General features: G+C 65.5%; 28 protein-coding genes, 1 tRNA gene and 1 pseudogene. 12 read left to right on the top strand and 18 right to left on the bottom strand.

The window, feature by feature from the left end:
* Positions 1 to 129 precede the first annotated feature (129 nt).
* From L540_RS03760 to L540_RS03770, 3 genes are read left to right on the top strand one after another with little or no spacing between them, the layout of a single operon-like run.
* Entirely contained in the window at positions 130 to 738 is a 609-nt protein-coding gene (locus L540_RS03760) for a TetR/AcrR family transcriptional regulator (protein ID WP_043212492.1), read from the top strand.
* Positions 738 to 1,166: a PaaI family thioesterase gene (locus tag L540_RS03765; RefSeq protein WP_043212491.1), complete on the top strand. Its 429-nt coding sequence runs from the start codon at positions 738 to 740 to the stop codon at positions 1,164 to 1,166. The genes L540_RS03760 and L540_RS03765 overlap by 1 nt, the downstream gene beginning before the upstream one ends.
* The gene (locus L540_RS03770) at positions 1,163 to 1,579 is read left to right on the top strand and encodes an NAD(P)-binding domain-containing protein (protein ID WP_109842517.1); all 417 of its coding nucleotides are present in this window, start codon (positions 1,163 to 1,165) and stop codon (positions 1,577 to 1,579) included. Before L540_RS03765 ends, L540_RS03770 begins: the two co-directional genes overlap by 4 nt.
* On the opposite strand, the gene L540_RS03775 is transcribed toward L540_RS03770, so the two are convergent.
* The 4 genes from L540_RS03775 to L540_RS03790 are packed head-to-tail and all read right to left on the bottom strand — an operon-like array spanning position 1,545 to position 4,994.
* On the bottom strand, positions 1,545 to 2,294 hold the full coding sequence (locus L540_RS03775) for a phosphatase PAP2 family protein (protein WP_043212490.1): 750 nt from the start codon (positions 2,292 to 2,294) through the stop codon (positions 1,545 to 1,547). The two genes, L540_RS03770 and L540_RS03775, sit on opposite strands and share 35 nt — an antisense overlap.
* A 13-nt stretch (positions 2,295 to 2,307) precedes the next feature.
* Complete coding sequence (locus tag L540_RS03780) at positions 2,308 to 3,120, bottom strand: metallophosphoesterase family protein (protein WP_043212489.1); 813 nt, start codon at positions 3,118 to 3,120, stop codon at positions 2,308 to 2,310.
* A complete protein-coding gene (locus L540_RS03785; protein ID WP_082149531.1) occupies positions 3,117 to 4,058 on the bottom strand; it encodes a diacylglycerol/lipid kinase family protein in 942 nt (313 codons plus the stop codon). The genes L540_RS03780 and L540_RS03785 overlap by 4 nt, the downstream gene beginning before the upstream one ends.
* A gap of 39 nt (positions 4,059 to 4,097) precedes the next feature.
* Positions 4,098 to 4,994, bottom strand: a complete 897-nt coding sequence (locus tag L540_RS03790) for a LysR family transcriptional regulator (protein ID WP_043212488.1) — start codon at positions 4,992 to 4,994, stop codon at positions 4,098 to 4,100.
* A gap of 138 nt (positions 4,995 to 5,132) precedes the next feature.
* Here L540_RS03790 and L540_RS03795 point away from each other — a divergent pair, with 138 nt between their 5' ends.
* The 3 genes from L540_RS03795 to L540_RS03805 are packed head-to-tail and all read left to right on the top strand — an operon-like array spanning position 5,133 to position 7,636.
* Positions 5,133 to 6,041 carry an NAD(P)-dependent oxidoreductase gene (locus L540_RS03795; RefSeq protein ID WP_043212486.1) on the top strand — a complete coding sequence of 303 codons (909 nt, stop codon included), beginning with the start codon at positions 5,133 to 5,135 and terminating at the stop codon, positions 6,039 to 6,041.
* 41 nt (positions 6,042 to 6,082) lie between these two features.
* Complete coding sequence (locus L540_RS03800) at positions 6,083 to 7,036, top strand: Bug family tripartite tricarboxylate transporter substrate binding protein (RefSeq protein WP_043212484.1); 954 nt, start codon at positions 6,083 to 6,085, stop codon at positions 7,034 to 7,036.
* Positions 7,037 to 7,057: 21 nt separating this feature from the next.
* Positions 7,058 to 7,636 (top strand): amino acid synthesis family protein, encoded by a 579-nt coding sequence (locus L540_RS03805; RefSeq protein WP_029578793.1) that lies wholly within the window; start codon positions 7,058 to 7,060, stop codon positions 7,634 to 7,636.
* Between the two features lie 7 nt (positions 7,637 to 7,643).
* Here L540_RS03805 and L540_RS03810 read toward each other — a convergent pair whose 3' ends face one another.
* Entirely contained in the window at positions 7,644 to 8,540 is an 897-nt protein-coding gene (locus tag L540_RS03810; RefSeq protein ID WP_043212481.1) for a LysR family transcriptional regulator, read from the bottom strand.
* A 77-nt stretch (positions 8,541 to 8,617) separates the two neighbouring features.
* Here L540_RS03810 and L540_RS21720 point away from each other — a divergent pair, with 77 nt between their 5' ends.
* Positions 8,618 to 9,217, top strand: coding sequence for a winged helix-turn-helix transcriptional regulator (locus L540_RS21720; RefSeq protein ID WP_048025837.1), 600 nt, complete (start codon positions 8,618 to 8,620; stop codon positions 9,215 to 9,217).
* Between the two features lie 6 nt (positions 9,218 to 9,223).
* On the opposite strand, the gene L540_RS03820 is transcribed toward L540_RS21720, so the two are convergent.
* From L540_RS03820 to L540_RS03830, 3 genes are read right to left on the bottom strand one after another with little or no spacing between them, the layout of a single operon-like run.
* The gene (locus L540_RS03820; RefSeq protein WP_043212479.1) at positions 9,224 to 9,511 is read right to left on the bottom strand and encodes an Rdx family protein; all 288 of its coding nucleotides are present in this window, start codon (positions 9,509 to 9,511) and stop codon (positions 9,224 to 9,226) included.
* Positions 9,511 to 10,248 carry an ABC transporter substrate-binding protein gene (locus L540_RS03825; protein ID WP_043212478.1) on the bottom strand — a complete coding sequence of 246 codons (738 nt, stop codon included), beginning with the start codon at positions 10,246 to 10,248 and terminating at the stop codon, positions 9,511 to 9,513. The genes L540_RS03820 and L540_RS03825 overlap by 1 nt, the downstream gene beginning before the upstream one ends.
* On the bottom strand, positions 10,235 to 10,915 hold the full coding sequence (locus L540_RS03830) for a GntR family transcriptional regulator (protein WP_043212475.1): 681 nt from the start codon (positions 10,913 to 10,915) through the stop codon (positions 10,235 to 10,237). The genes L540_RS03825 and L540_RS03830 overlap by 14 nt, the downstream gene beginning before the upstream one ends.
* 239 nt (positions 10,916 to 11,154) lie before the next feature.
* On the opposite strand from L540_RS03830, the gene L540_RS03835 reads away from it, so the two are divergent.
* The gene (locus L540_RS03835; RefSeq protein WP_043212474.1) at positions 11,155 to 12,285 is read left to right on the top strand and encodes a C45 family autoproteolytic acyltransferase/hydolase; all 1,131 of its coding nucleotides are present in this window, start codon (positions 11,155 to 11,157) and stop codon (positions 12,283 to 12,285) included.
* A 25-nt stretch (positions 12,286 to 12,310) separates the two neighbouring features.
* A complete protein-coding gene (locus L540_RS03840; RefSeq protein ID WP_043212472.1) occupies positions 12,311 to 13,855 on the top strand; it encodes an ABC transporter substrate-binding protein in 1,545 nt (514 codons plus the stop codon).
* A gap of 28 nt (positions 13,856 to 13,883) precedes the next feature.
* Here L540_RS03840 and L540_RS03845 read toward each other — a convergent pair whose 3' ends face one another.
* Together L540_RS03845 and L540_RS21870 are read right to left on the bottom strand one after the other, a co-directional pair.
* On the bottom strand, positions 13,884 to 14,591 hold the full coding sequence (locus tag L540_RS03845; protein WP_043212470.1) for a flagellar brake protein: 708 nt from the start codon (positions 14,589 to 14,591) through the stop codon (positions 13,884 to 13,886).
* 143 nt (positions 14,592 to 14,734) lie between these two features.
* Positions 14,735 to 14,905 (bottom strand): hypothetical protein, encoded by a 171-nt coding sequence (locus L540_RS21870; protein WP_165590421.1) that lies wholly within the window; start codon positions 14,903 to 14,905, stop codon positions 14,735 to 14,737.
* A gap of 173 nt (positions 14,906 to 15,078) precedes the next feature.
* Between L540_RS21870 and L540_RS03850 the strand changes: the two genes are divergently transcribed.
* The gene (locus L540_RS03850) at positions 15,079 to 15,537 is read left to right on the top strand and encodes a PaaI family thioesterase (RefSeq protein WP_043212467.1); all 459 of its coding nucleotides are present in this window, start codon (positions 15,079 to 15,081) and stop codon (positions 15,535 to 15,537) included.
* A 49-nt stretch (positions 15,538 to 15,586) separates the two neighbouring features.
* Positions 15,587 to 15,847, top strand: coding sequence for a hypothetical protein (locus tag L540_RS03855; protein WP_043212464.1), 261 nt, complete (start codon positions 15,587 to 15,589; stop codon positions 15,845 to 15,847).
* A 13-nt stretch (positions 15,848 to 15,860) separates the two neighbouring features.
* On the opposite strand, the gene L540_RS03860 is transcribed toward L540_RS03855, so the two are convergent.
* Positions 15,861 to 17,615 carry a monovalent cation:proton antiporter-2 (CPA2) family protein gene (locus L540_RS03860; protein ID WP_043212462.1) on the bottom strand — a complete coding sequence of 585 codons (1,755 nt, stop codon included), beginning with the start codon at positions 17,613 to 17,615 and terminating at the stop codon, positions 15,861 to 15,863.
* A 322-nt stretch (positions 17,616 to 17,937) separates the two neighbouring features.
* Here L540_RS03860 and L540_RS03865 point away from each other — a divergent pair, with 322 nt between their 5' ends.
* Positions 17,938 to 18,270, top strand: coding sequence for a hypothetical protein (locus L540_RS03865; RefSeq protein ID WP_043212459.1), 333 nt, complete (start codon positions 17,938 to 17,940; stop codon positions 18,268 to 18,270).
* A gap of 66 nt (positions 18,271 to 18,336) precedes the next feature.
* Here the strand turns inward: L540_RS03865 and L540_RS03870 are convergent, their stop codons facing one another.
* The 7 genes and pseudogenes from L540_RS03870 to L540_RS03900 form a co-directional block, all read right to left on the bottom strand.
* Positions 18,337 to 18,606 carry a hypothetical protein gene (locus L540_RS03870; protein WP_048025838.1) on the bottom strand — a complete coding sequence of 90 codons (270 nt, stop codon included), beginning with the start codon at positions 18,604 to 18,606 and terminating at the stop codon, positions 18,337 to 18,339.
* 139 nt (positions 18,607 to 18,745) lie between these two features.
* Positions 18,746 to 19,051, bottom strand: a pseudogene (locus tag L540_RS03875) (autotransporter outer membrane beta-barrel domain-containing protein); the annotation flags it as partial.
* Positions 19,052 to 19,480: 429 nt separating this feature from the next.
* A tRNA-Ile gene (locus L540_RS03880) sits at positions 19,481 to 19,559 on the bottom strand.
* Between the two features lie 9 nt (positions 19,560 to 19,568).
* Positions 19,569 to 21,833 carry an RNA polymerase sigma factor RpoD gene (rpoD, locus tag L540_RS03885; RefSeq protein ID WP_043212454.1) on the bottom strand — a complete coding sequence of 755 codons (2,265 nt, stop codon included), beginning with the start codon at positions 21,831 to 21,833 and terminating at the stop codon, positions 19,569 to 19,571.
* Between the two features lie 640 nt (positions 21,834 to 22,473).
* Positions 22,474 to 24,519: a DNA primase gene (gene dnaG / locus L540_RS03890; RefSeq protein WP_043212453.1), complete on the bottom strand. Its 2,046-nt coding sequence runs from the start codon at positions 24,517 to 24,519 to the stop codon at positions 22,474 to 22,476.
* A gap of 17 nt (positions 24,520 to 24,536) precedes the next feature.
* Positions 24,537 to 24,749, bottom strand: a complete 213-nt coding sequence (gene rpsU, locus L540_RS03895) for a 30S ribosomal protein S21 (RefSeq protein ID WP_012417992.1) — start codon at positions 24,747 to 24,749, stop codon at positions 24,537 to 24,539.
* Positions 24,750 to 25,039: 290 nt separating this feature from the next.
* Positions 25,040 to 25,579, bottom strand: a complete 540-nt coding sequence (locus L540_RS03900) for a phosphoribosyltransferase (RefSeq protein ID WP_029578824.1) — start codon at positions 25,577 to 25,579, stop codon at positions 25,040 to 25,042.
* Position 25,580 lies beyond the last annotated feature (1 nt).

Consider the following 25,580-nt stretch of genomic DNA (forward strand, 5'->3'; position numbering starts at 1 on the left):
CCAGCTCCGGGCTTACCCTTAGCCCGCCTTCATAGGCGGCGGGCGCCGGTTCCGATGGCCGGGCTGGTCAAACCCTTTCTTTCGGATAACAATGTTATTCAGCAAGAACATTGATATCCGCCCACACCCATGACCGACTCCGCCCTGTCCCGCTCCGACCGCCTGGCCGCGCTCAAGCGCCAGATCATCCTGGACGCGGCCGAGCGCGTGTTCGCGCGCGACGGGCTGGAGCAGACCACGATACGCGCCATCGCCAAGGAGGCGGACTGCACCACGGGAGCGATCTACCCGTGGTTCGAGGGCAAGGAGGCCATCTACGGCGAACTGCTGCGGGCTTCACTGTCGCGCCTGCTGGCCCATCTGGACCGGCAATTGGCCCAGGCGCCGGCGCCCCGGGCCGCGCGGGCGGCCATCGAAGGCTTCTTCGCCTACTACGCCGACCGCGAAACCGAATTCTCGCTTGGCCTCTATCTGTATAGAGGCCTGCAGCCCCGGGGGCTGGGCAAGGAGATGGATGAGGCGCTCAATGCCCTGCTGCGCCAGGCCGTGGACCGGCTGGGCGCCGGCCTGGCCGCCAGCAAGGGCTGGGAGGCCGCCCGGGTCCAGATCGAGGAAATGAACGTCTTTACCTATTTGATGGGTCTGTTGCTGCTGCACCATACCCGCCGCGTCAAATCCCTGCACCAGCGCGCCGAAACCCTGCTGGAGCACTATTGCCAGGTCTTGGAGCAATCCTGATGGACACACCGACCACGAACGCCCGGGTAAGCGTGCCCGAGTTCCGCCAGCTGCTGGCCGAGCAGCACCCCTTCGCCCAGGTGCTGGGCATCGAAGTCGAGGCGATCGGGCCGGGCACCGCCCTGCTGCGCCTGCCGCCCAGCCCCAGCCACCAGCGCCTGGGCGGCATCGTGGCCGGCCCCATGCTCATGGGCCTGGCCGACGTGGCCATGTATGCCGCGGTCGTCGGCGCCACCGGCCAGCCGCGCGCCGTCACCGCCAGCCTGACCATCAATTTCCTGCGCAAGACGCCGGCCGGCGCCGTGCTGGCCGACGCCCGGCTCCTGAAGATAGGCCGCCTGACGGCCGGCGAGGTGACGCTGCGCGCCGAGCACGGCGGCGAGCCGCTGGCCCATATTGTCAGCACCTGGTCGGTGCCCGCGCCATGATGGACACCGTCAGCATCATCGGGCTGGGCGAAGCGGGCGCGCGCGCCGCGCGCCAGTTGCTGGCGCGGGATTGGGACGTCACGGTCTACGACCGCGACCCGCAGCGCGGCGAAGCCTTCCGCGGCCAGGCCACGCTGGCCGGCAGCGCGGCCGAGGCGCTCAGGGAATCGCAGCGCATCATCCTGGCGCTGCCCGACCCGCGCGAGATCGATCGCGTGCTCAAACGCTATAGCGATGGCGCCGTCGGCGCGCCGCTAGAGGGCAAGCAGGTGCTCGATCTTTGCCCCCACCCCGGCGAATGGGGCCGGATGCTGGCCCATGCCATCCGGCAGGCTGGCGCGGATTACCGCCAGCCCGCGGCCGGCGAACTGGCCGGGCTTATCGCCGGCGCAGCATCCGTTCGGTCAGCGTGACGCAGAGCGCGAGCCAGAGCGCGCTGACCGCAAAACCGGCCACGACGTCGCTCAGGTAATGGACCTGCAGGAGCACGCGGCTCACGCCGATGGCGGCCACCAGGGCGGCGGTCAGGGCCACGCACAGCCCTTGCGAGCGTTCCGGCAGCAGACGCAGCAGCAGATAGCAGGCAAACCCGTAGACGGCCAGGGAGGCCGAGGCATGACCGCTCGGGAAGCTGAAGCCCGTGGGATGGCTGAAGCCGTGGCCGAAGTCCGGCCGCACGCGCTGGAAAGCATGCTTGAGCGTCCAGTTGAGGATGCCGCCCCCGGCGGTGGCCGCCGCCGCGCCCATGGCCAGGCCCCAGCGCTGCCGCATGAGCAGGCCCAGCACCATCACCATGGCCAGCACGGTCAGCCAACTGCGGTCCCCCAAGTGCGTGAACCATGACAGCAGCCACAGTAATTCGGTGGCCATGGACAGGCTCAGTCCCCGCGCCAGCGCGGTATCGAAGGCGACCAGGCTGCTGTCGTCCTGCCTGACCGCCACGGCCAGCGCCAGGAAGAGCACCACCATGCCCAGCGCAAAGCTGCCGTACAGGGCGCTGCGCCTGCGTCCGGGGGCCTGGCCGCTCAGGGCCTGCCAGGACACCCAGGCCAGGCCGGCGGCCAATAGCGGCAAGCCGCAAAACCAATAGTAGGGATGGACGGCTGCCCAGACTGCGAATTCATTCATTGCGAACCGGCCGTCAGGCCATGGGTAAAGGGGCTGTCTGGCGCGTAAGAGCCAGTGGATGCGCGGCGACCTCCTGGAAGCCGGAGCGCGCGGCATCGAAATCCCAGCGGCGCACCACGCATTGCCCGGGGTTCTCATGATCGATCAGATTGACCGAATTGGGAATACCGCCGCGCACGCGCCAGGACAGGGCCGTGCCCGCCTGCACGCACCAGGCCTGCCGGCCCAGGCGCCCGGACAAAGGCACCACATAGGGTAAATGAATATGGCCGCCCAGGATAAGGTCGGCGCCGGCATCCACCCAGGCAGGCACCGCGAACTCCCGGCCGATCAGCAGATTGGCGGTATCGCTTTCTTCGACGGCGCATACAGGATGATGCAGCAGCACGATGCGCAGCTGGGCATCGCGCGCGGCCTGCAGGCGCTGCGCCACGCGCTGCACCTGGGCCGGCGTCACCTGGCCGTTCTTGCGCCGCGATGGGCGGGTGCTGTTCACGCCGATGGCCAGCACCCGCCCATCCTCGAAAACCGGCTCGAGATTGACCCCCAGCGCCTGGCGGTAATTGCCATAGGGATTGAACAGGCGCGCGGCCAGGTTGAACAGCGGAATATCGTGATTGCCGGGCACGGCCAGCACGGGCCGCTGCAGGCTTAGTACGAAACGGCGCGCCGCGGCGAACTGCACCCGGCGCGCGCGCTGGGTGATATCCCCGCCCAGCAGCACCAGATCGGGCTGGCAGGCCTGGACCAGCTCCTGCAGGGCGCGCTCGACCGCCTCGGGCACCGTGCCGAAATGCGTATCCGAGATATGCAATACCCGCGTCATGCCGGCTCCACGCGGTGCGCCTCGGCCGGCACCAGCAGCATGAGCGGCTCGGGCGACACCTCGAAACGCAACGGCGTATCCAGCCAGCAGATCTCGCCATCCATGGCCACTTTGACACGCCGGCGCCGCAGCCCGACCGTCAGCCGCTTGAAGGCGAAGCTGCTGACCTGCTCGGCCTCGCCCAGACGGCTCATGAGGCCCCTGAGCAAAAGCCCGTAAAGCGCCCAGGTGCCCACGGGCCGCAGCGTCATGGCAAGCAGCTTGCCTTCGTCCAGCGCATCGGCCTGCGGCATGCCGATCTGGCGCAACTGCAAGGCATTGTTGCCGACCACCAGCGTGGGCGTGCGCAGACGCTGCCCGCCATACTCCAGCGTGAGATCGAGCTGGCTTCTGTGCCGCCACAGCGTCACCAGCCCCGAGAGCAAGGCCACCCAACGGCGGCGGCCGAAGCGGTTTTTGTAGGCCTCGCGGTCCTGCAGCAGCTGCGGATACAGCCCCAGGCTGGCATTGACCAGGAAAGGCCGCCCATTGACCAGGCCGACCTGCACCGCCTGCGGGCGGGCGCTCAACAAGGCCTCGACCGCCTGGGCCGTGTCCTGGGAAATCCCATAGGCGCGGCCGAAATAATTGAACGTGCCCTGGGGCAGGATGCCAAAGGGCACGTCGCTGCCCAGCACGGCGGCGGCCACCGCATTGAGCGTGCCATCGCCGCCGGCGGCCACCACCACGCCGCCCTGCCCGCGCGCCCGCGCCACCACGTCGCGCGCAAGGTCGCCCAGGCGGCGCGCATCATGCACCGGATGGATGACATGCTGGCGGCCAGCCGCCCGCAGCGCGTCCCGGATGAGGGTTTGCCCGTCATCATCGCGGCCCGAGCCCGTATTGACGATGATGTGCAGGATTTCGTGCCCGGACAGGGCCGTCGGGGAAGAACTCATGGGCACGAAGATAGCCCATGGGCGGATCGCCGGGCAAGGTCAGCCGGACGCCTGCTGGGCGTGCGTCTTGAGCATGCGAACAAAGCGCTGGACATGGCGGCTGGGTCGTTCGAAGCGCGAACGCACCAGGCTCAGTGCCAGCGGAATGGGTTCGCGCAAGGGCCGCACCGCGATGCCCGGCCAGCCCTTGCCGCCCACCGAAAACTCATCGACGATGCCCACGCCCGCGCCGTTACCCACCAGCGCGCAGGCCAGCTCGGCGCGCACGATGTCCACGGCAGGCCGCCAAGCGATATCGGCGCGCTGAAAGGCCGCCGCCACCAGCTGGCCGAATGGAATGTTGCGGTTATAGAGCACCAGGCGTTCGCGCGCCAGCTCCCGCAGACCGACCGTTTCCTGGACCACCAGGGGATGGCCGGCCGGCAGGATGCACACCATCCTGCCCGACGCAAAAGGCTCGACCACGAGATTGGGATGATCGATGGGCAGCACCGATACAGCCAGCTCCACCTTGCGTCCCAGCAGCTCATGCGCCATATCCGACAGCAAGGTGGTGTGGTACTTCACACGCACATCCGGATGCTCGCCAATATAGCGGGCGATGACGGGCGGCAGAAAATTCAAGGCCAGGCTGGGGCTGGAACAGAGATTGAGCGTGCCTTCGGGGCGCGCGGCCAGATCGCGAGCCAGCTCGTCGATGCGCAAGGCTTCATCAAACAGCGGGCCGATTTCCTGGAACAGCCGCTGCGCCTCGGGCGTGGGCGTGAGCTTGCCCTTGTCGCGCTCGAACAATTGCAGGCCCAGCGTCTGCTCGGCATGGCTGATCAGCCGGCTAACGGCGGGCTGAGAGACGAACAGCAGACGCGCCGCGCCATTCATGGAGCCTGTCAGCATGACGGCCCGGAACGCCTCCATCTGTCTGAGCTTGAACCGCATCGGCCGTGCACCCTTCAGTAAGTTGATAATGAAAGGTTATACCCTGGATTCAAGTTCGCATTACCTGTCTTCTCTGCCATCTGGTTAGGATTTTCGTTTCTTTCCGGAAAATTCCGGGGATTTCGATAAGGAAGATGCATGAATCGGAAACTGGGCTTTGTCGGCTTGGGCATGATGGGCCTGCCCATGCTGGAAAATCTGGCTCGGGATGAGCGCTGGACCATCCTGGCGTATGACAGCGCCGAAGCGCCCTTCGAGCGCCTGACCGGACACCCAGCCTGGAATACACGGCTCACGCGCGCCGCCGACCTCGCGGCGCTGGCCGACTGCGAGGTCGTCATCACCATGCTGCCCAACAGCCCCATCACCAATACCGTGGTGTTGGGCGCGGCGGGCCAGGCCGGGCTGGCCAAGGTGCTGCGCCCCGGCGCGCTGTTGATCGACATGGGTTCCTCCAATCCGGCCGAAACGCTGCGCCTGGCCCAGGCCCTCGCCGAACGCGGGCTGGCCATGCTGGATGCTCCGGTCTCCGGCGCGGTGGCCAAGGCGGCCAACGGCACATTGGCCATCATGGCGGGCGGCAAAGAGGCCGACCTGGAACGGGCCCGCCCCATCCTGCAATGCATGGGCGCGGCCATTATCCACACCGGCGCGGTGGCCTCCGCCCATGCCATGAAGGCCTTGAACAACTATGTCTATGCGGCCGGCCTGCTGGCCGTCTCCGAGGCCCTGGCCATCGCCCGGCGCATGGACCTGGATCCGGAGATCCTCGCCGACGTGCTCAATGCTTCGAGCGGCCGCAACGTGGCCACCGAGACCAAGCTCAAGCAATTCATCATCCCCGAGACCTACAACGGCGGCTTCGCGCTGGCCTTGATGGCCAAGGACTTGGACACGGCGCAATCGCTGCAGGCGCTCACGGGGCTGGAGGCACGCCAGCTGTCCCTGTGCGCAAGGCTCTGGAAAGCCGCCCTGGCGCACCTGCCGGCCGGCAGCGACAACACCGCCATTCACCGCTATCTAGAGCAGGGCAGCCCCGGCGCCTGAACCAATCCGCGACATCACGACAAAAACAAAGGAGACAACCCATGAGCAAGACCTTGCTCGCCCTTGTGCTGGGCATCAGCCTGGCCACGACGGCCGCGGCCGCCTATCCGGACAAGCCGATACGCATGATGGTGCCCTTCCCGCCGGGCAGCATCACCGATGTGGTCGCGCGCAGCCTTGGCCAGGGCATGTCGGCGCAGCTGGGCCAGCCGGTGGTGGTGGAAAACAAGCCGGGCGCCAATGGCACCATCGGCACCAACGATGTCGCCCGCGCCAAACCCGACGGTTATACGCTGGTCGTGGTCGGGGTCTCGACGGCCGCCAGCGGCGTGAGCCTCTTCAAGGACCTGCCCTATGATCCGGCGCGCGATCTCACACCCATCGGCGCGGTCGCCGAGACCCCGTATCTGCTGGTGGGCGGCCATGGCGTGGCGGGCGCCAATGTGGGCGAGCTCTTCGCCTACGGGCGCCAGCATCCAGGCAAGCTGACCTACGCCTATGGTTCCGGCAGCGCCCAGGTGTTTGGCGCCAAGCTGGCCGCCATGGGGGACATGACGGTCACGCCCGTGCCCTATCGCGGCGGGCCCCAGGCCCTGACCGACGTCATCGGCGGCACCGTGGACCTGACATTCACCGATCTGGCCAATGGCCTGCAGCAAGCGCGCGCCGGCAAGGTCAAGGTCTACGGCGTGAGCACGCCCGAGCGCTTTGCCCTCACCCCGGACATTCCCACCCTGAACGAAAGCGGCGCGCCGGGCTTTGACCTGACCGTGTGGTTCGGCCTGATGGGCCCGGCCGGGTTGCCGCCCGAGATCACCGGAAAACTGGCGCGCGCGCTGGACGCCGCCTTGGCCTCCGACACGCTGCGCGAGGCCTATGCGCGCCAAGGCCTGAGCGTGAAAACGCAAAGCCCGGCGGAGTTCGGCGCCTTTGTGCGCAGCGAAATCGATAAATGGTCCGGCATCGTCAAAGAAGCCGGCATCCCACCCCAGTAACCCCCTCAAAGGACTCAGGCCATGTCATTGATCGACATCCGCAAGCGCACCCTCATCGTCGAGACGACCTATCATGAAAACGGCCCGCCCCCGGCCCAGCCACTGAAGCTGGCCGCGTCCTGCGCGGTCATCCGCAATCCCTACGCCGGTCGCTACGAGCCCGACCTCATGCCCTTCATGGCGGAACTGCGCTCACTGGGCACCCTGCTGGCGACCGAATTGGTCGACACGCTGGGCAAGGAGCATATCGAGGTCTACAGCAAGGCCGCCATCGTGGGGATCAACGGCGAAATGGAGCACGGCGCGGTCTGGCACGAGGCCGGCGGCTGGGCCATGCGGACCGTGCTGGGCGAACCCAAGGCCATGGTGCCAGCCGTCAAGGCAGTGGCCTCGGCCGGCTATCGCCTCATGGTGCCGGTGCACTACATCCATGCCTCGTATGTGCGCAGCCACTTCAACAGCATCGAGATCGGCATCCAAGATGCGCCGCGCCCGGATGAAATCCTGTTCGCCCTGGTCATGGGCACGGGCGGTCGCGTGCATTCACGCCTGGGAGGCCTGACCAAGGAAGCCGTCGCCGTGCACGACGGCCAGCGCTAGGAAAGAATCAAGGCAGGCGGCAGCGCGCGGAAAAATCCACCGCGCGCATGACTTCGGTGCGCATTTTCTCGACCAGCACCCGGCTGTCGTCGCGCCGGTACTGGAAGGAGTACGGCAAGGCGCCGGGCGCCGGATCGCTGGCGAGAATGCGCAGGCTGCCGTCCTGTTCCAGCGCCTGGGCCCAGTGCACCGGCAACAGCCCCACGCCCGTGCCCTCGACCAGCATGCCCACGATGGCGCCCCAGTTGTTGCAATGCAGCCGGTGCTCGGCCTCGGCCAGCGTGCCCTGCCAGGCTTGCAGCAGGCGCGAGGTGCCCGCGCCCTCGGGCAGGGACACCAGGGGGCATTGCCGCAGCAGCTCCGGCGTGACATGCGTGGCCTGGCCGACGGCGCGCGGCGCGCCCACCCACACAAAGCGCGCCTCGCCAACGGGCACCGAGGCGATACCGGCGCGCGAAGACCGGCCCGCGATGATGGCGAAGTCCAGTTCACCGTCGGCCACCTTGCGTTCCAGCACCTGGCCCACATCGACATAGGGCTCCAGCGCCAGGGAGGGGTAATCCTGGCGCACACGGCCGATCAGGGCCGGCAGCCAGGTCAGCGCGCTCAACTCTCCCACGCCGAAGCGGCAGCGCCCGGCCAGCGCGTCGCGCGCGGCCATGGAGGCGCGGATGCGGTCGGCGGCGCCCAGGAGTTCGCGCGCCTGCGGCACCAGGCGGTCGCCGGCGGCTGTCAGGGCGGCGCGATGTCCGCTGCGATCGAACAATGTCTGCCCGAGATCCTCTTCCAGCTCGGCGATGCGCTTGGACAGCGAAGACACGGAAAGATGCAGCCGCTGCGCGGCCACGGCAAAGCTGGCGCAGGTCGCCGCCCAGTAGAAGGCTTCGAGTTGCTTGAGAGTCATGGATGGCGGTCAGGGTGCTTCGCCCCCGCGGGCGGACCGTCTTATTATTACCGCTTGGCGGCAGACCCGACGATCCGATGACGAGCAAGCGAAAATACGAGAGCGATGGCGGAGCGGCACGCGCCCTGGACGCCGTGGGCGAACGCTGGGCCTTGCTCGTGGTGCGCGAGCTGCTGCCCGGACCGCGGCGCTTCACCGAATTGCGGCGCGGCCTGCCGGGCATCAGCGCCAATGTCCTGACGCAGCGCCTGACCGAACTGGAGACCGCCGGCGTGTTGCGCCGGCTGCGCCTGCCGCCGCCGGCGGCGGCCTGGATGTATGAGCTGACCGATCATGGGCGCGCGCTTGACGGCCTGTTGCTGGCCCTGGAGCGCTGGGGCGGCTGCACGCCGGCGGCCGGCCCGGACGCCATGATGCTGACGCTGCGCGCGCGCTTTGCCCCGCCCGCGCAGGCCGGCCAGGCCGAGCTGGTGCTCGACGGCCAGGCCTATCAACTGCGCTGGGATGCCCGGGGCCTGCAAGCGCAGCGCGGCCCCTTGCCGGCGGCCGCCCTCAGCCTGCGCGGCTCGCGCGCCGACCTGCTGGCCGCGCTGGACGGCGCGGACGGCGGCGCCTTGCAGATAGTAGGGGATGCGCGCGCCGCGCGAACCCTGCTCGGCTGCCTGGCGGGGCATTGAAACCCCTCAGGATGCGCCGTGCTTGTCGATGTGGCCCAGGTCGCGGCCCGGGTCCAGGCGGTCGCGCACGCGTTGCTTGAGGGTCTTGGCGTCCGGAAAGCCGCCATCGGTCTTGCGGTCCCACAAGGTCTGGCCCTCGTACTCGATACGAAAGACGCCGCCCGTGCCCGGCACCAGCGCCACTTCGGCCAGATCGGTGCCAAAGGTGGACAGCAGTTCCTGGGCCATCCAGGCGGCCCGCAGCAGCCATTGGCACTGGGTGCAGTAGTGGATGCTCAAGCGCGGGGCGGCCATCAGCGGTCCCCGGGCCCGGCCACGGCCGCGCCCTCGATGCCATGGCGCTGCAGGGCCGCCGCCACGAAGCCGGTCGCCTTCATTTGCTCCACGAAAGACGCCAGATAGGCATGGGCGGCCTGGCCGCGCGACTTGGGCAGGCCCATGGCCTGGCGGATCAGCATGAAATGCCCGTCCAGCATGCGCAGGCCGCCAAGGCGGCGGGCGTCGGCCTGCAGCTGCTGGCGCACGCCGGCCGCGACATCGGCGCCCTGCGCGAGAAAGGTCTCGACCACGGCTGGCGACGTCGGGGCGCGCGCGATGCGCGCATGGCGCAGTTCGCGGCTCAGATAGAGATCATAGGCGCTGCCCTTGCCCACCATCACGGTCAGGCCTTCGCGATCGACTTCGTCGCGCGAGGCCACCGGAGCGTCTTCGCGCACCAGGTAGGCGCCCTCGATGATGACGTAGGGATGGGTGAAGGCGATCTGCTCGCCGCGCTTGGGATCAATGGCGAAAAAACCGATATCGGCCTGTTCGGCGGCCACCGCCTCGACCGATTCGCCCGCCGAGGCAAATATCACGAGGTCCAGCTCGGCCTCCAGCCGCTTGGCGAACTCACGGGCCAGGTCCACCGACACACCCGCCGCGCCAGCCTGCTCGTCCCGGCGCGCCAGAATCGGGTTGCCCACATTGATCGATGCGCGCAGCTTGCCTTCGCGCAGAAAGGCCGCGCGTATTTTGTCATCCAGCTTCATCTTGCATTCTCCTTGCCTCACCCGGCTCTTGATCGGCCAGGCCGCTAAGCGTACTGCGTAAATGGCTGGCCAGGAGGCGCGAAGCCGCTTCGCCGCGCCCCTGCTCCAGCAGGTCCAGCACCGCCAGGCGCTGTTCGCTTCGCTCGCGCCAGCGCGGATCCGCGATGATCCGCAGACGGTGAGCGCGGTTCAGGCGCCGGATGGTGTCGGTGAAATAGGGATTGTCCGCCGCGGCGGTCAGGGCTTCCTGGAAGTCCAGCTCCTGCTGGGTCCGCGTCGCGTTGCCGGCGGCATGCAGCCGGGCCTCGGCGGCGCGCAAACGCCGGATCGCAGCGGGCGCCAGGCGGTAGCCCGGCTCCAGCAAGGCCGCCGGCACCACGGCCAAGCGCAGGCGAAACGGCTGCAGCACATTCTCGGCCTGCGCCCGCGGCGCGTCGTGCCACAAGGCCACACCGGGATCCGGCAGGCGATCGACGTAATAGCCGCGGCGCGGCTGCCGGCGCAACCAGCCGCGCTCGGCCAGGACCGCCAAGGCCTGGCCGACCGGCGAACGCGACACTCCCAGAAGATCGGCCAGTTGCTGGGCCGGCAAATGCGTGCCCACCGGCGGACGGCTCTGCTCCAGCCACTGCACCAGGCGCGCCAGGATGGCGTTGGAATTCGTCAATAACCCCCCGTCCACCGGGCTTTGAAATGACACGGCCCCTAGGATAGCTGGCTTTCTCTTGCATTAGTTCAACACTTCTGGACAAAATCTATCATGTCTTTTTAATAATAAAAGTACAATTTATTCGACCCGGCCGCCCAGACTAGCACTCAGGAAAACCCTTGGAAGAATTGGCGCCAAAATAGGCTAATATTTTTTCGCTTCCCGTTTCCACCCTGTTTCCGCTTCGGCATCCCTTCATGGCACAGATCGAGCAGTTCCCCTTTATTTCCGTCTCCGGCACCCCCGAAGAGCGTGGCCGGTCCTATGGGCGGCAAGCCGCCGCCCGCGTGCGCAAAAGTGCCGCGCTCTATGGCCAAACCCTGGTCGACCTGGGCTATGACGGCCCGGCGCGCAGCCGGCTGATCGGTGGTTTTGTCGCTGAAATCGAACACTTTGCCCCGCATTACATCGAAGAAATGCGCGGCATCGCCGCTGGCGCCGATCTGCCTTTCGAAGACATCGTCATGATCAACGCGCGCACGGAAGTCGTCGCCAAGGCGCGCGCGGAAAAAAAGAAAATCACCGAGCTCGACGGCTGCACGGGCGCCCTGGTGCTGCCCGAGCGTTCGGCCAGCGGCCATCTCATCCATGGCCAGAACTGGGATTGGCGCGCCGAGTGCGCCGAAACCTCGGTCGTGCTGCGCGTGCGCAATGATCATGGCCCCGACTTTCTGACCTTCGTCGAGGCCGGTGGACTGTCGCGCTCGGGCTTCAACAGCGCGGGCATCTCGATCACCGCCAACTATCTGGAAAGCGAACGCGATTTCACGCAGCTGGGCGTGCCGCTGTCGCTCATCCGCCGCAAGGTGCTGGAACAGGAGCACTTCGCGCTGGCGATCAAGGCGGTGGCGACCACGGCGAAATCGTGCTCGAACAACATCATGATAGGCATGGCCCAGGGGTTCGGCATCGACTACGAATGCACCACCAATGAAGCCTTCCCCATCTACCCGGGCGACGACCACCTGATCGTGCACGCCAACCACTGGGTCAGCGAAGTCGCGCTGGGCAAGCTGCGCGACACGGGCCGCGGCTCCACGCCGGACAGCGCCTATCGCGACTGGCGCGTGCGCAAGCTGCTCAACCAGCAAGACAAGATCACCCGCGAAGACATGAAGCGCGCCTTCTTCGATGATTTCGCCACGCCCTATTCCGTCTGCCGCCCGCCGCGCCCGGGCAGCCACGACAACATCTCGGCCACGGTGGCCATGGTCATCATGGAGCCGGCGGCCGGCGTCATGGAAGTCGCGCCGCTGCCGGCCCTGAACCGCGTTTTCACCCGCTACAGCCTGAAGGACGAGCCGCAGGTGCTGCCGGCCTTCTCCTGACCTCCCCTCTCATTCCGGACCTGATATGACATTGCACCGATTGGCCGCCGCGCTGACGCTGGCCACGCTCGCGGCCCCCGTCCTGGCCGCCCAGCCCCTGCGCATCTCGTTCACCGCCGACATCCGTTCCACCGAGCCCGGCGTCAACCGGGACAGCAACAGCGATGCCGTTGTGCCCCACATCGTGGAAGGCCTGGTGGCCTATGGCGAGGACGCGGAAATCCGGCCGCTGCTGGCCAAGTCGGTGGATGTCAGCGCCGACGGGAAAACCTATACCTTCAAGCTGCGCGACGGCGTGCCTTTCCACAATGGCGAGCGCCTGAGTTCGGCCGACGTGATCTGGACCTGGCAGCACTATATGCGCCCGGATTCCGGCTGGCGTTGCGTGAGCGAGTTCGATGGCCGGGGTCCGGCCAAGGTCGAAAGCGTGACCGCGCCGGATGCCCAGACGGTGGTGTTCACCCTGGACAAGCCCAACGGCCTGTTCCTGGGCACGCTGGCGCGCTCGGATTGCGGCGGCACCGGCATCCTGAACAAGGCCTCGGTCAAGGCCGACGGCAGCTGGGACAAACCCATCGGCACCGGCCCCTTCCGCCTGGCCGAATGGAAACGCGGCGAATACGTCAGCCTGACGCGCTTTGCCGAGTACGCCAACCTCGGCGGCAAGCGCGACGGCTACACCGGCTCCAAGCGCCCCTTGGTCGACGAAGTGCGCTTTGTCATCGTGCCGGACGATTCGACCGCCAAGACGGCCTTGCTGCGCGGCGATATCGACGTCATCGAAGACCTGTCGTACAACGATGTCCCGGTGCTGAAGAAGGAATCCGCCGTCAAGGTGGCCTATGCGCCGGTAATGAGCATGACCGGCGTGCTGATGCAGACACGCGATCCGCTGCTGTCCAACCTCAAGCTGCGCGAGGCCATCGCCCACGCGATCGACTACGCCCAGCTCGCCGCCGCGGTGACCGAGGGATTGGCCGAGGCCAACAACTCGGTCGTGCCGCTGGCCTCGCCCTACTATGGCGCCGTGCAGAAGCAGGGCTGGAAATACGACCCGGCGCTGGCGCAGAAGCTGGTGGCCGAATCCGGCTATCGCGGCCAGGAAATCAGCCTAATGGCGACCAAACGCTATCCGCAGTCATATAACGCGGCGGTGCTCGTGCAGGCCATGCTGCAGGCCGTGGGCATCAAGGTCAAACTGGAAACCATGGAGTGGGCCACGCAGCTGGACCGCTACAACGCGGGCAAATACCAGATGATGACCTTCCCGTACTCGGCCCGCCTGGACGCCGCGCTGAACTACGAAATGCTGACCGGCGACAAGGACAAGCAACCGCGCAAGCTCTGGGACAACCCCAAGGCCATCGAACTGGTCGCGCAAGCCTCCCAGGCCACGGACCACGCCGAACGCCAGCGCCTGTTTGACGAACTGCACAAGCACTTTATGGCCGATGTGCCGTCCATCCCGATCTACAACGGCCTGGATGTGGGCGCGTTCCGCAACAACGTGAAGGGCTACACGCCCTGGGCCGTGAAAAAGCCGCGCGCCTGGGAAGTCGAGAAAGACTGAGGCGCGGACAGGGCGGCGCCCGCCGCCCTCAATTGCCGCGCTGGCGCGCGATCATGGCGCGCTGCAGGGTGTTGACGTAGGACTGGATTCGAATGCGGATGCCATTTTCCAGGTCCACGAAGGTACAGCCGATGCGGCGCAGCACCTTGCCCTTGCCGGCATCCTGGTCGGCGTGATGCACCACCCTCACGGTCAGGGCGAAGGCGCCGATCTCCGGCAGGCTCAGCACGCCGTCATACTCGGCGCCCGGCGTCGTGTCCATCTGCTGCTCGACATCGTTCAGGGCCAGTCCGGTCGAGCTGATGTCCTTGAGGGGCAGCGTCAGGCGGCGGCCGGCCATGGACCAGGTGGCGGGCTTGAGCACCGGCACGTCGATACGGAAGGAATCGCGCCGCTGCATGCGCGAAATCGCCGCGGGCAGCGGCATGCGCAACGCCGGACGGCCGTCGAAGTCCGTCGGCGCGATCTCGCTGCCCGAAAACGACACGCGGATGTTGTCCAGCGAGGTCTCGAACGACACGCGCTCGCCCGTGGCGATGCGCTCATTGATGGCGCTTTCCTGGGCCGCGTCGAGCACGATCTCGCCGCGTTCCGCGTCCACGGCCAGCAGCGAAGTGACGCTATTGATGGGGCGGCCCGGCACATGCATGAACACCAGCGACTGCCGCTGCATGATCGTCAGCAGCAGATGCACGATTTCGAGACGTCCCGTGACCAGATAGTCTTCGTGGTCCATAGCTTTGTGTCGAGGGCGGGCCAGCCCTGCGAGTCTGCCCTTCAGGTGTGACAATTTAACTTACCAATTTACCAGAAATTACACTTTTCAGACAGACTCTGCACACAAAGCTACCGACTCTTTCACCCTCCCGGCCGGCGCTTTCAGCGCCCGGTGTCCGGATAATTGGGGCCGGGGTCACGAAACCCGCCGCTGCTATAGGGATTGGCCGCGCCAGGTTGCGGCGGCCCTGGATGGGCAAACCGATCCGAGGCGCCGGCACAGCCGGCCAGCAGCAGGGTCAGGCAGGTCAACAGCAAAGCGCGGACATTCATGATGGTCTTTGTCCCGGGTTGATGCCCTGAAAACGGCAGGAAGGAAAACCTGAGAACCATTCTAGCCCTGTGCCTCAGGCGTCGTTAAAGCGCATGGATCGCCTGACGAGCGCAGCCCGGGCGCCGGCTGCGGTTAAGCTTGGGGCCTGTTGACGCCACGGAGATCCGCCACCATGACAGTGCCCACCGACGCCCGGCTTCCGCCCGAGCAGCAAGCCCGCGTCCGCCAGAGTTTTGAACGGCAAGGCCTGATGCGGCATCTCGGCGCCACACTGGCCGAGGTGGCCCACGGCATGGTCCGGATACGCATGCCCTTCCGCCCCGAACTCACCCAGCAGCATGGTTATTTCCACGCCGGCGCGACCAGCGCCATTGCCGATACGGCGGGCGGCTATGCCGGCTATACCCTCTTCCCCGAGGGCAGTTCGGTGCTCACCATCGAGTTCAAGATCAATCTCGTGGCGCCGGCGCGCGGCGACCATCTGGAAGCCGTGGGCAGCGTCCTGCGTCATGGCCGCAGCCTGACCATCTGCCAGATGGAGGTCTTTGGCCTCGAAGGCGATGCGCGCACGCTGGTGGCCGTGGGCCAGCAGACCTTGATGTGCATGCACGGCAAACCCGACGTGGCTTAGGACGCGGCGGCGCACCCAGGATAAGATGGCAGCTCGACAAGGAGGCACTATGACCGCAAGCAAATGGGATTTCCGCGTTGAACGTCCGGCCGGCCATGACGGTGACTGGCGGATCGCCTATATCCTGCTGGCGCCCGATGGCGCCGAGCAGCGCATCGATATCGAGCAACACTACCCCGCCGCGCAGACAGCCATCGCCGAAGCCACGCGGCTGGCCCAGATCCAGGTCGCCGACCTCAACGGCGAAGCGCCGGAATTCAACCCGCCCGACACCCGCGAAGTCCCTTTCGACCCGCACACGCGCTTCTGAGGCCGGCGCGGGATCACGGCTGCTTCTTGGCCATATTGCCGAGTATCAGGTCCCGCCCCGCGAAAATCCCGCCCGTGGTCTCCAGCGCAAAGCGCTCGGCGTCGCGGCGGCGCACCTCCTGCATATATGCGTCCGCCTCCGGATCCGACGCGCCCAAGGCGCGCACCGCCTCGCGGCCCAACAGCATGGCCGACTCAAAAGTCTCGCGCACCACATAGTCGGCGTCCTGCTTGACCAGCGCCACGGCATGCTCGCGGTCCCAGGCGCGCACGAGCACCTTGGTCTGCGGACTGATGTCATGCACATTCTCGACGATGCGCGTGGCGGCGTCCTTGTCGTCGACGCAGACCAGGATCGCCCGCATATGCTCCAGGCCCGCCGCGCGCAGCACATCGCCTCTCGCGCCATCGCCGTAATACACCTTGAAGCCGTATTTTTCCGCGTTGCGGATGACCTCGGGATCATGGTCGATGATGGAAATCTCGGCGCCGCTGGCCAGCAGCCCCTGGCTGGCAATCTGCCCCACGCGGCCGAAACCCACGATGAGGGCGCAACCCTTGAGATCCTGCGCCGGCTCCACGCCGTCCAGCGAGGGCCGCGGCTTGCGCGCCAGGCGCGCATGAAGCAGCACCACCAGCGGCGTCAACACCATGGACAGCACGATAATGGCCGTCATATTGGCGTTGACCTGGTCATTGATCACCTGCCCCTGATTGGCGGCCTGGTACAGCACGAACGCGAACTCGCCGCCCTGCGCCATGAGGATCGCGCGGTCCAGGGCCTCGGCGCGCGAGCTGCGCAAAACGCGCGCCACCGCATAGATGCACAGGCCTTTGACCGCCATCATCGCGATCACCCCGGCGCAGATCAGCGGCCAATTGGCCAAGACCACGTCCAGGCGCAGCGACAGGCCCACGGCCAGAAAGAAAAGCCCCAGCAGCAAACCGCGAAAAGGCTCGATATCGGCCTCGAGCTGATGGCGGAAGCTGGACTCCGACAACAGCACACCGGCCATGAAAGCACCCATGGCCATGGACAAATGGCTTTTCTCCATCAGGACCGCCGCCCCCAGCACCACCAACAGGGCGGCCGCCGTCATGACCTCGCGCGCCTGGGCGCGCGCCAGGATGCGGAACAAGGGATTGAGCAGCCACAGGCCGGCCGCGATCAGCGCGGCCAAGGCGCCGGCGGCGATACCTATGCTCTTGAACACCTCGCCGGCCTCGCGCGGCGCCGCGCCCGCCGGCGCCAGAAAGGCCACGATGAGCAAAAGCGGCACGATCATCAAATCCTCGAACAAGAGGACGGAGACGACCTTCTGCCCAGCCGGCTGGGCGATATCCCCGCGCTCGCCCAGGATCTGCACCACCACGGCCGTCGACGTCAGCACGAAACCCATGGCCGACACAAAAGACACCGGCAGCGAAAAACCGAAAGCCCGGCCCACGCCGGTCAGCAAAAGCCCGCACACCAGGATCTGCACACTGCCCAGCCCGAATATCTGGCGCCTGAGCCCCCATAGATGCGAGGGACGCATTTCCAGCCCGATCACGAACAGGAACATCACCACGCCCAGTTCGGCCACATGCAGCAGGGTGCCGTCATCCCGGATCAGCCCCAGGCCGAAAGGCCCGATGGCCAGGCCCGCGGCCAGATAGCCGAGCACCGAGCCCAGGCCCAGCTTGCGAAACAGCGGAACCGCGACCACCGCGGCGCCCAGCAAGGTCAGCACCTGCACCAAACCACCGCCACCCATATCCGCCGCCATGGTCACCCCGCCGTAGTCCCGCTGCCCGGACGCCATCGCCAGGGGCCAGAGGGTGCTTGATTTATACAACAGCCGTCCGGCCGCCCCCCTGCCCAGCCATTTATCAAGGCTTACAAAAATAGAGGAACAGTCATGCCCTTATTCGGGTCCAACAAAAAGGGCCACTTGGCGTCAAATAAAGGGCGCCGAGGCCGAACCACCGCGAGGACAGCGCCAGACATCTGGCACCAATACTCACCAAGACTCACCGCAAAAAACGGGGTCATGGACGCTATCCGGTTTAGCCTAATGCTGCATATCCTCGCTGAACGGAGCCTAGCTCATGAGTTACGACACGGAGAACCTGAAGTACGCCATCGCCAAATTGGCCGAAAAAGTCCCGGAACATAGCGAAGCCATGCAATTGCTCAAGCAGCTCAAACGCCATTTGCTGCACGACGACGCCCCTGCCGCTGCGCCCCAGACCCGCGCCGACAGCGACACCGCATTGCTGGACTGGCTGCGCGACAACCACGCAGGCTTGCGCTGCCAACAGGCCGACGCCGGCGAAGCCGCTGGCTGGGCCGTGCAATTTCCCCCTGAGGAAGGCCACGTGCGTCGGGTGTTCCGTGACCCGCGTGAAGCGATACGCGCCGCCATGGTGCAACCCGGCTGAGGCCGGAAGGAGTATCAGTCAGGCTGTTGCGTTCTGATGAAGCCGGCTGATAACGGGCCGATGGCCCTATTTGCCGAAGGCGCGGCGCAGACGCTCGACTTCGGCCAGGTTGAGGCGCCGCGCTTCCTGCTCGGCATAGTCGCGCTCGCCGGCCTCGTACTTGCCGTCATAAAGGCATTTGCTGCGGTTCCAGCGGCATTCGTTGCTGGCCTGCGAGGGGCTCATCGTGCGCTCCGAAGCCGCGCTGCCGCCACCGCCGCTCAACGATGAACACCCCGCCATCGCGGCAACGGCCACCAGCACCAGGCCGCAACGGCCCAAGATTCGAATCGACATTTCCTACCCCGAAATACAAAAAATCAATTTCACTTTTATAACAAGCCACCGGGCTCGCGCCAACGCGGCAAGCGCTGTGCCGGCAATAATCAGACCAATCCATGGCAGATCTTGCCCACCTTATTGGTCTGGCCGCCGGCTAGAACATCATCCTGAAGCCCGCGGTGGCGGTGATGACATAGCTGCCCGAGAAATCAGCATCGGCCTCTATCTGGCCATAGAGCGCGTATCGCTCTGCCCAGCCGTAATTGGCGCCCAATCCCACGCTGCCCCAGGTGCGCGCCACGCGGCTGCTCACCGGCACGCCAGCCACCTGCAAGCGCGTTCCATCCAGGAATTCATGCTTGATATTAAGGACGCCATAGACGCTCGCGTCCCGGTTCAAGCCGCCGGCCTGCCAATGGCTTTGGTAGTCCAGCGCAATCCCCAAGCGGCCCAGCAAGCTGTTGACCAGGGACTGCGGTTCCTGCCGGCCATGGCGCTCCTCTCCTATTCGAGCTGTGAATATAGGGTCACAACGACGCGCGATGGGGCGGTTTGTATGGGTATTTACCCTCAAAAAGAATGGACTGCACGCCCGCCGCGCAAAAGCCTTCAGGCCATCTAAGCCGGCATAACATCTTCAAACCAGCTGGAGAATGACGTGACCAGGCAACGAACACTTGGGGGTATTTGCTGGCTCCGGCTTTGTCGGCTTACCGCGGCATAACGTGCTGCTGTTTCAGGGAGTATTGAAGCCGATACTGGAGCCAGCCCCTTGCTGCCCACCCAGGACCGAAGCCATCAAAACGGCGCCTGGCCAGATTGGCAAAAACCCCATACTCAAAAGAAAACGCGGGCTGCATGAACTTCATGCAAACCCGCGTCAATGCTTTGGTAGGCCCCCCGAGAGTCGAACTCGGCACCAACGGATTATGAGTCCGCTGCTCTAACCAGGCATGAGCTAGAGGCCCTGAGAAAACTTATTGCCCTTCGAGGAAGCTCTTGAGCTTGTCGGCGCGGCTGGGATGACGCAGCTTGCGCAGCGCCTTGGCCTCGATCTGACGGATCCGTTCGCGGGTGACGTCAAACTGCTTGCCGACTTCCTCGAGCGTCTGGTCGGTGCTCATTTCGATACCGAAACGCATGCGCAAAACCTTGGCTTCACGCGGGGTGAGGGAGTCTAGCACTTCTTTGACCACATCGCGCATGGAGCCATGCAAAGCGGCATCGGACGGCGCCAGCGTGGACGTGTCTTCGATGAAGTCGCCCAGATGGGAGTCGTCGTCGTCGCCGATCGGCGTTTCCATGGAGATCGGCTCTTTGGCGATCTTCAGGATCTTGCGGATCTTGTCCTCGGGCATGTCCATCTTCTGCGCCAGGGTCGCGGGATCCGGCTCGGCGCCGGTTTCCTGCAAGATCTGGCGGCTGATGCGGTTCATCTTGTTGATCGTTTCGATCATGTGAACCGGGATACGGATGGTGCGCGCCTGGTCCGCGATGGAACGGGTGATGGCCTGGCGGATCCACCAGGTGGCATAGGTCGAGAACTTGTAGCCACGGCGGTATTCGAACTTGTCCACCGCCTTCATCAGGCCGATATTTCCTTCCTGGATCAGGTCGAGAAACTGCAGGCCGCGATTGGTGTACTTCTTGGCGATGGAGATCACCAGGCGCAGGTTGGCCTCGGTCATTTCGCGCTTGGCCTTGCGGGCCTTGGCTTCGCCGGTGGCCATGCGCTTGTTGACGTCCTTCAGGTCCTTCAGCGGCAGGACGACGCGCGTTTGCAGGTCGATGAGCTTTTGCTGCAGTTCCTGCACGGCCGGAATCTGGCGCTCCAGGGTCTCGGCATAGGGGTGGCCGGCGGCCACTTCCTCGACGATCCACTGGAGGTTGGTTTCATTGCCCGGGAAGACCTTGAGGAAGTGCGAGCGCGGCATGCCGGCGCGATCCACGCAGGTGTGGAGCACGGCGCGTTCGAGCTGACGGACTTCTTCGACCTGGCTGCGCAGGGTGTCGGCCAGCTTCTCGACCATCTTGGCCGTGAAGCGGATGCCCATCAGTTCGTTCTGGATGGTTTCCTGGGCCTTGATGTAGGCGTCGGAGCGATAGCCATCCTTTTCGTACGACTGGCGCATGCGGTCGAATTGCTTGGAGACCTCGTCGAACTTGGCCAGGGCCTTGACGCGCAGGTCTTCCAGCTGCTTGCTGGACATGCCGCCGGCCGGGCCGTCATCGCCCTCGTCCTCGTCGGCGCTGACGCCGGCGCCCGCGTATTCTTCGCCATCTTCGGGATCGACCAGGCCGTCGACGACCTCATCGATCTGGGCCTGGCCTTCGCGCACGCGGGTCGCATGCGCGAGGATTTCGTTGATGGTGGTGGGGCATGCCGAGATGGCCATGACCATGTGCTTCAGGCCGTCTTCGATGCGCTTGGCGATTTCGATTTCGCCTTCGCGCGTCAGCAGTTCGACCGAGCCCATTTCGCGCATATACATGCGCACGGGGTCGGTGGTGCGGCCGAAATCGGAGTCCACGGTGGTGAGCGCGGCCTCGGCCTCGTCCTCGACGTCATCGTCGTTGGACGCCACGGGCGCGTTTTCGCTCATCAGCAGGGTTTCGGCGTCGGGGGCCTGGTCGTAGACCGAAATGCCCATGTCGCTGAAGGTGCTGATGATGCCGTCAATGGCTTCGGCATCGACCAGGTCGTCAGGCAGATGGTCGTTGATTTCGCCGTAGGTGAGGTAGCCGCGGTCCTTGCCCAGCTTGATGAGCTGCTTCAGGCGGTTGCGGCGGGCTTCGTACTCTTCGGGCGAAACGGGGCCGCGGGCCAGGAGCTCCTTGGGATCTCCCTTGCCGCGCTTGCCGCCACGCTTGACGGGCTTGAAATCAGGCACGACTTCGCCTTCGCCGTCCATCGGATCGTCGAAGGAGTCGCTGTCGTTGTTGGCGTTCTTGGCGGGGCGTCCCGGACGGCGGCCGCTCGGGACACGCGCGGCGGCGCCCACCAGGTCGGCCAGTTTGTCTTCGGCCTTCTTGGCGCGCGCCTTGGTGGTTTTCTCGCCTGCGGCGGCAGCCGGCTTGGCGGCCTTCTTGGCCGCGGTCTTGGTTGCGGTCTTGGCGACCTTCACCGCCGTCTTCGCAGGCGCTTTTTCCGCCGCCATGCTGACGGCGCGCTTCTTGGCCGTCGTGGAGGTGGCGTCTGCCGCTTCGATTGCAGAGGAGGTTTTGCCGGTGGATTTGGTCATAGTCGCTTCCGTAGTCGTCGCAACCCGTTGGGGTTTGGTGCACCGCCGCCCGGCCGGGCCGGTGGCGGGTAAAACAGGTGGGCAGGCGGAAGCCGCGAGTCCGCGTTGGGCGCGGAACAGGCATCAAAGCCCCCGGAAGATTTCTTCTGGCCCTAGGGTCCGGAAATCTTCCATGTCGCGGTTTCATCCGGGACCATCAAGCCGGGACATCGGGGACGCTGTCGTTGCCTGCAACAGGCGGGGCTAAGCGGGGGCCCAGGCCCTCCTCGCTTGCCATACGGACTCAACGTCCAACCTCGATGCCGCCAGCCGGACAGGCGCGGATTGCACGGCCCACCTTCTAGCTATCGGTACTGCTTACAACGGTTCGGCGCGGCGCACCTGCGGGATAAACAGGTTCGCATCATTCAAGTATGCGCATTTCAGTGACGCAATACCAGCCTGCCGCGCAAAAAACCACTGCTTTGTTTCACTACCGGGCGCCGTCATGTCGGCGAGCGCCCGGCTACTGCTGGCGTTGTCCCATATCCAGGACAACACCCATAAATGTCCTATCCGCGCCGGGAATCGAGCCCAGGCGCCCATAGCAAGAGCCTTCTTCGATAAGGCATCGAAGAAAACCCTAAAGTGTACCGTACTTTTAACGCAAACCCGCTGTACTTAAGACCGCCAAACGCTGGCGGAGTTCGCCATAGCGCTTGCGCGCGTCTTCCGTCCCCAACCCTTCGTTCGCCAGCCGCGCCATGTCGGCGCGCAGGGTATCGACTTCGATGCGGCGCAATGCATCATCCCATTCGGTTTGCGGCTCGGGCAGATCCTCCTGGGCCATCATGTCGGCGCGCAAGCCCTTGAGCACGACATAAAGGTCGGAATCCGGATCGGCGGCCTCCATCAGCGCCCCGACATGGCGCGCGCCGCTGGCCTGGGCCAGCACGATGAGGTCGCGCACAAGACCTAGATTGGGGCCATGGTCGATGACTTCAAGCTGCTGATCGCCCATGGTGTCCACCAGTTCGGGATGCGCCAGCAACAGGCAAAGCAGGCGCCGGGCCAGGGAGGGCATGACGCGGCGGCCCTCATAGCCGCCGACCTCGTCGCGGCGCCCCCGGCCTTTCCAGTCGCCCTTGCCCTTCCAGTCGCTCTTGCGCTCGCCCTTGCCTTTCCAGCCGCCTTGCTGGCTTGCGCCGGCGCCTTGCCAGGAAGGCGCCTCGCCCGCCGCACCGACGGAATAGATATCGTGATCGGCATCCGACACCGGCTCATACGACCAATCCGGAGGCGGCTCCTCGCCAGTTGCCGCACCGTCGCCGCGCGCGGCAGCTGGCGCGGGCGCGGCGACGGCCGCGCCGGCTTGCGCCTGCTGGCGCGCGGCCGCCTGGGCCTGCATCTGGGCCGCATACTGGGCCAGGGCCTGGGTCATTTCTTCGGGCGTGAGCTGGACCAGCCTGGCCATCTCGCGCTCGATCTGGGTTTTCAGGCCGCACTCGGGGATGCCCGCCAGTAGCGGCTTGGCCTCGTGCAGACAGCTCGCGCGCCCCTCGGCCTCGCCCAGGTTGTGCCGCGACGCCAGCTCATCGAGCAGGAAGCGCGACAAGGCGGCGGCCTGCGCCATTTGCTCACGAAAGGCCTCGGCGCCGAACTCACGCACATAGGAGTCCGGATCATGCTCGGCCGGCAGGAAGAGGAAGCGGATGGCGATATCGTCGCGCAGGACCGGCAGGCAGGCCTGCAGGGCGCGCCAGGCCGCGCGCCGGCCGGCGGCGTCGCCATCAAAGCTGAAGACGACCTTGTCGCTGGCCCGCAAGAGCTTTTTGACATGATCCGGCGTGGTCGAGGTGCCCAGCGTGGCCACAGCATTGCCTATGCCCAGCTGGGCCAGGCCGACCACGTCCATATACCCTTCGACCACGATGATCAGGCCTTCCTGGCGGATGGCCTGCCGGCCCTCCCACAAGCCATAGAGCTCCTGGCCTTTGCTGAAAATGGGCGTCTCGGGCGAGTTGAGGTATTTGGGCTCGCCCTTGCCGATGATGCGGCCGCCAAAGCCGATCAGGCTGCCCCGCGCATTGCGGATGGGGAACATGATGCGTTCCCGGAAGCGGTCGTAGCGGCGGCCATCCTCGGATTCGATCACCAGGCCGGCTTCGACCAGCGTCGGATCATCGTAATTGTCGAAGACCTTGGCCAATCCGTGCCGGTCGGTGCCCGACCAGCCCAGGCCGAAGGCCTTGGCGACCGCGCCGGTCAGGCCGCGCTGCTTGAGATAGGCGATGGCCTCGGGAGAGGCGCGCAGCAGACGCAGATAATGCGCCTGGGCGGCATCGAGAACCTGGGTATGACGCGAAACCTCGGCCTTGCGGCGAACCGATTCGGCTTGCTGGCGGGGGCTGCGGGATTCTTCGGGGACCGTCATTCCCACCGAGGCGGCGAGCGTGCGCACGGCCTCGGGGAAATTTGCGCCCGTGTGCTCCATCAGGAAGGTGATGGCGCTGCCATGGGCTCCGCAACCGAAGCAGTGATAGAACTGCTTGGTGGGACTGACGGTAAAAGACGGGCTTTTTTCGTTGTGAAAAGGGCATAGGCCAAGAAGATTGGCCCCACCCTTGCGCAACTGCACATATCGCCCGACGACGTCGACTACGTCGACCCGGGCGAGCAAATCTTGTATGAAAGACTCAGGAATCAATAGATTCTGGAATCAGATCAATACATGCGCGGGGGCAGTTGCTGGCTACGAATCCGCTTGTAGTGGCGCTTCACCGCGGCGGCGTGCTTGCGCTTGCGCTCAGCCGTGGGCTTCTCGTAGAACTCGCGCGAACGCAGTTCGGTGAGCAAGCCGGTTTTTTCGATGGTGCGCTTGAAGCGGCGCAGAGCGGCTTCAAACGGTTCGTTTTCCTTCAGTCGAACGATAGGCATAAATTCAGTGTCTTGGGTAACAGCGATTGATTAACAAACCTGGCCAAACCGGCTTTTTGCCCGGCCCGGGTGGCGCAGCCCCTGGGCTAGTAGACAAAAAACCGGCATTCCCGGCAAGCCGGGTCGCTCCCGGGTGGCTAGGCCACCGCGGCTGTTTCCGTGGCGTTGTCACCCAAGTATGAGACCGACAAAATCGGTACGCGGGAAACGAGCGCCAGGTTCGGTTTAGCGATAACCAGCGATTCTAGCACGATAGCGCCTGTTTTGACCAGGGGCCACCCCGGCGCCGCTTAGCGCGAGCCCTTGCGGACCCAGGCTTCAAGCTGATGGGGACGCAAGCTGTCGTAGTCCTCGAAAGGCTGGTGTATCCAGGGATTGGTCGGCAGCTTGTCGACGTAATAGTCGGGCGTGACCTGGGAGTGGCCTTTCCACCACAACACCGCGCTCTTGAGCTCGGTGATGGCCGGAAACTGCTCCTTGAGGTGATTGAACACCTTGTTGAAGGTCATGCCGGTATCGACCATGTCGTCAACCAGCAACACCCGGCCGGCCAGGGTGCCGCGGGTAATGGTGATGAACTGGGCGATATCGAGGTCGCCCTGCTTGGTGCCGGCGGCTTCGCGATAGCTGCTGGTGGCCAGAATGCCCAGCGGCACATCATAAATACGGGACATGACGTCCCCAACACGGACGCCGCCACGCGCCAGGCACAGAATCTGGTCGAACTGCCAACCCGATTGGAACACCTGCAGGGCCAGCTTCTCGATCAATCGGTGGTAGTCGTCCCAGGTCACCCAGACATGGCTGTCGTCATTTTTCGGCGAGCTCATA

This window comes from Bordetella pseudohinzii (assembly GCF_000657795.2).
GTDB classification, from domain to species: domain Bacteria; phylum Pseudomonadota; class Gammaproteobacteria; order Burkholderiales; family Burkholderiaceae_B; genus Bordetella; species Bordetella pseudohinzii.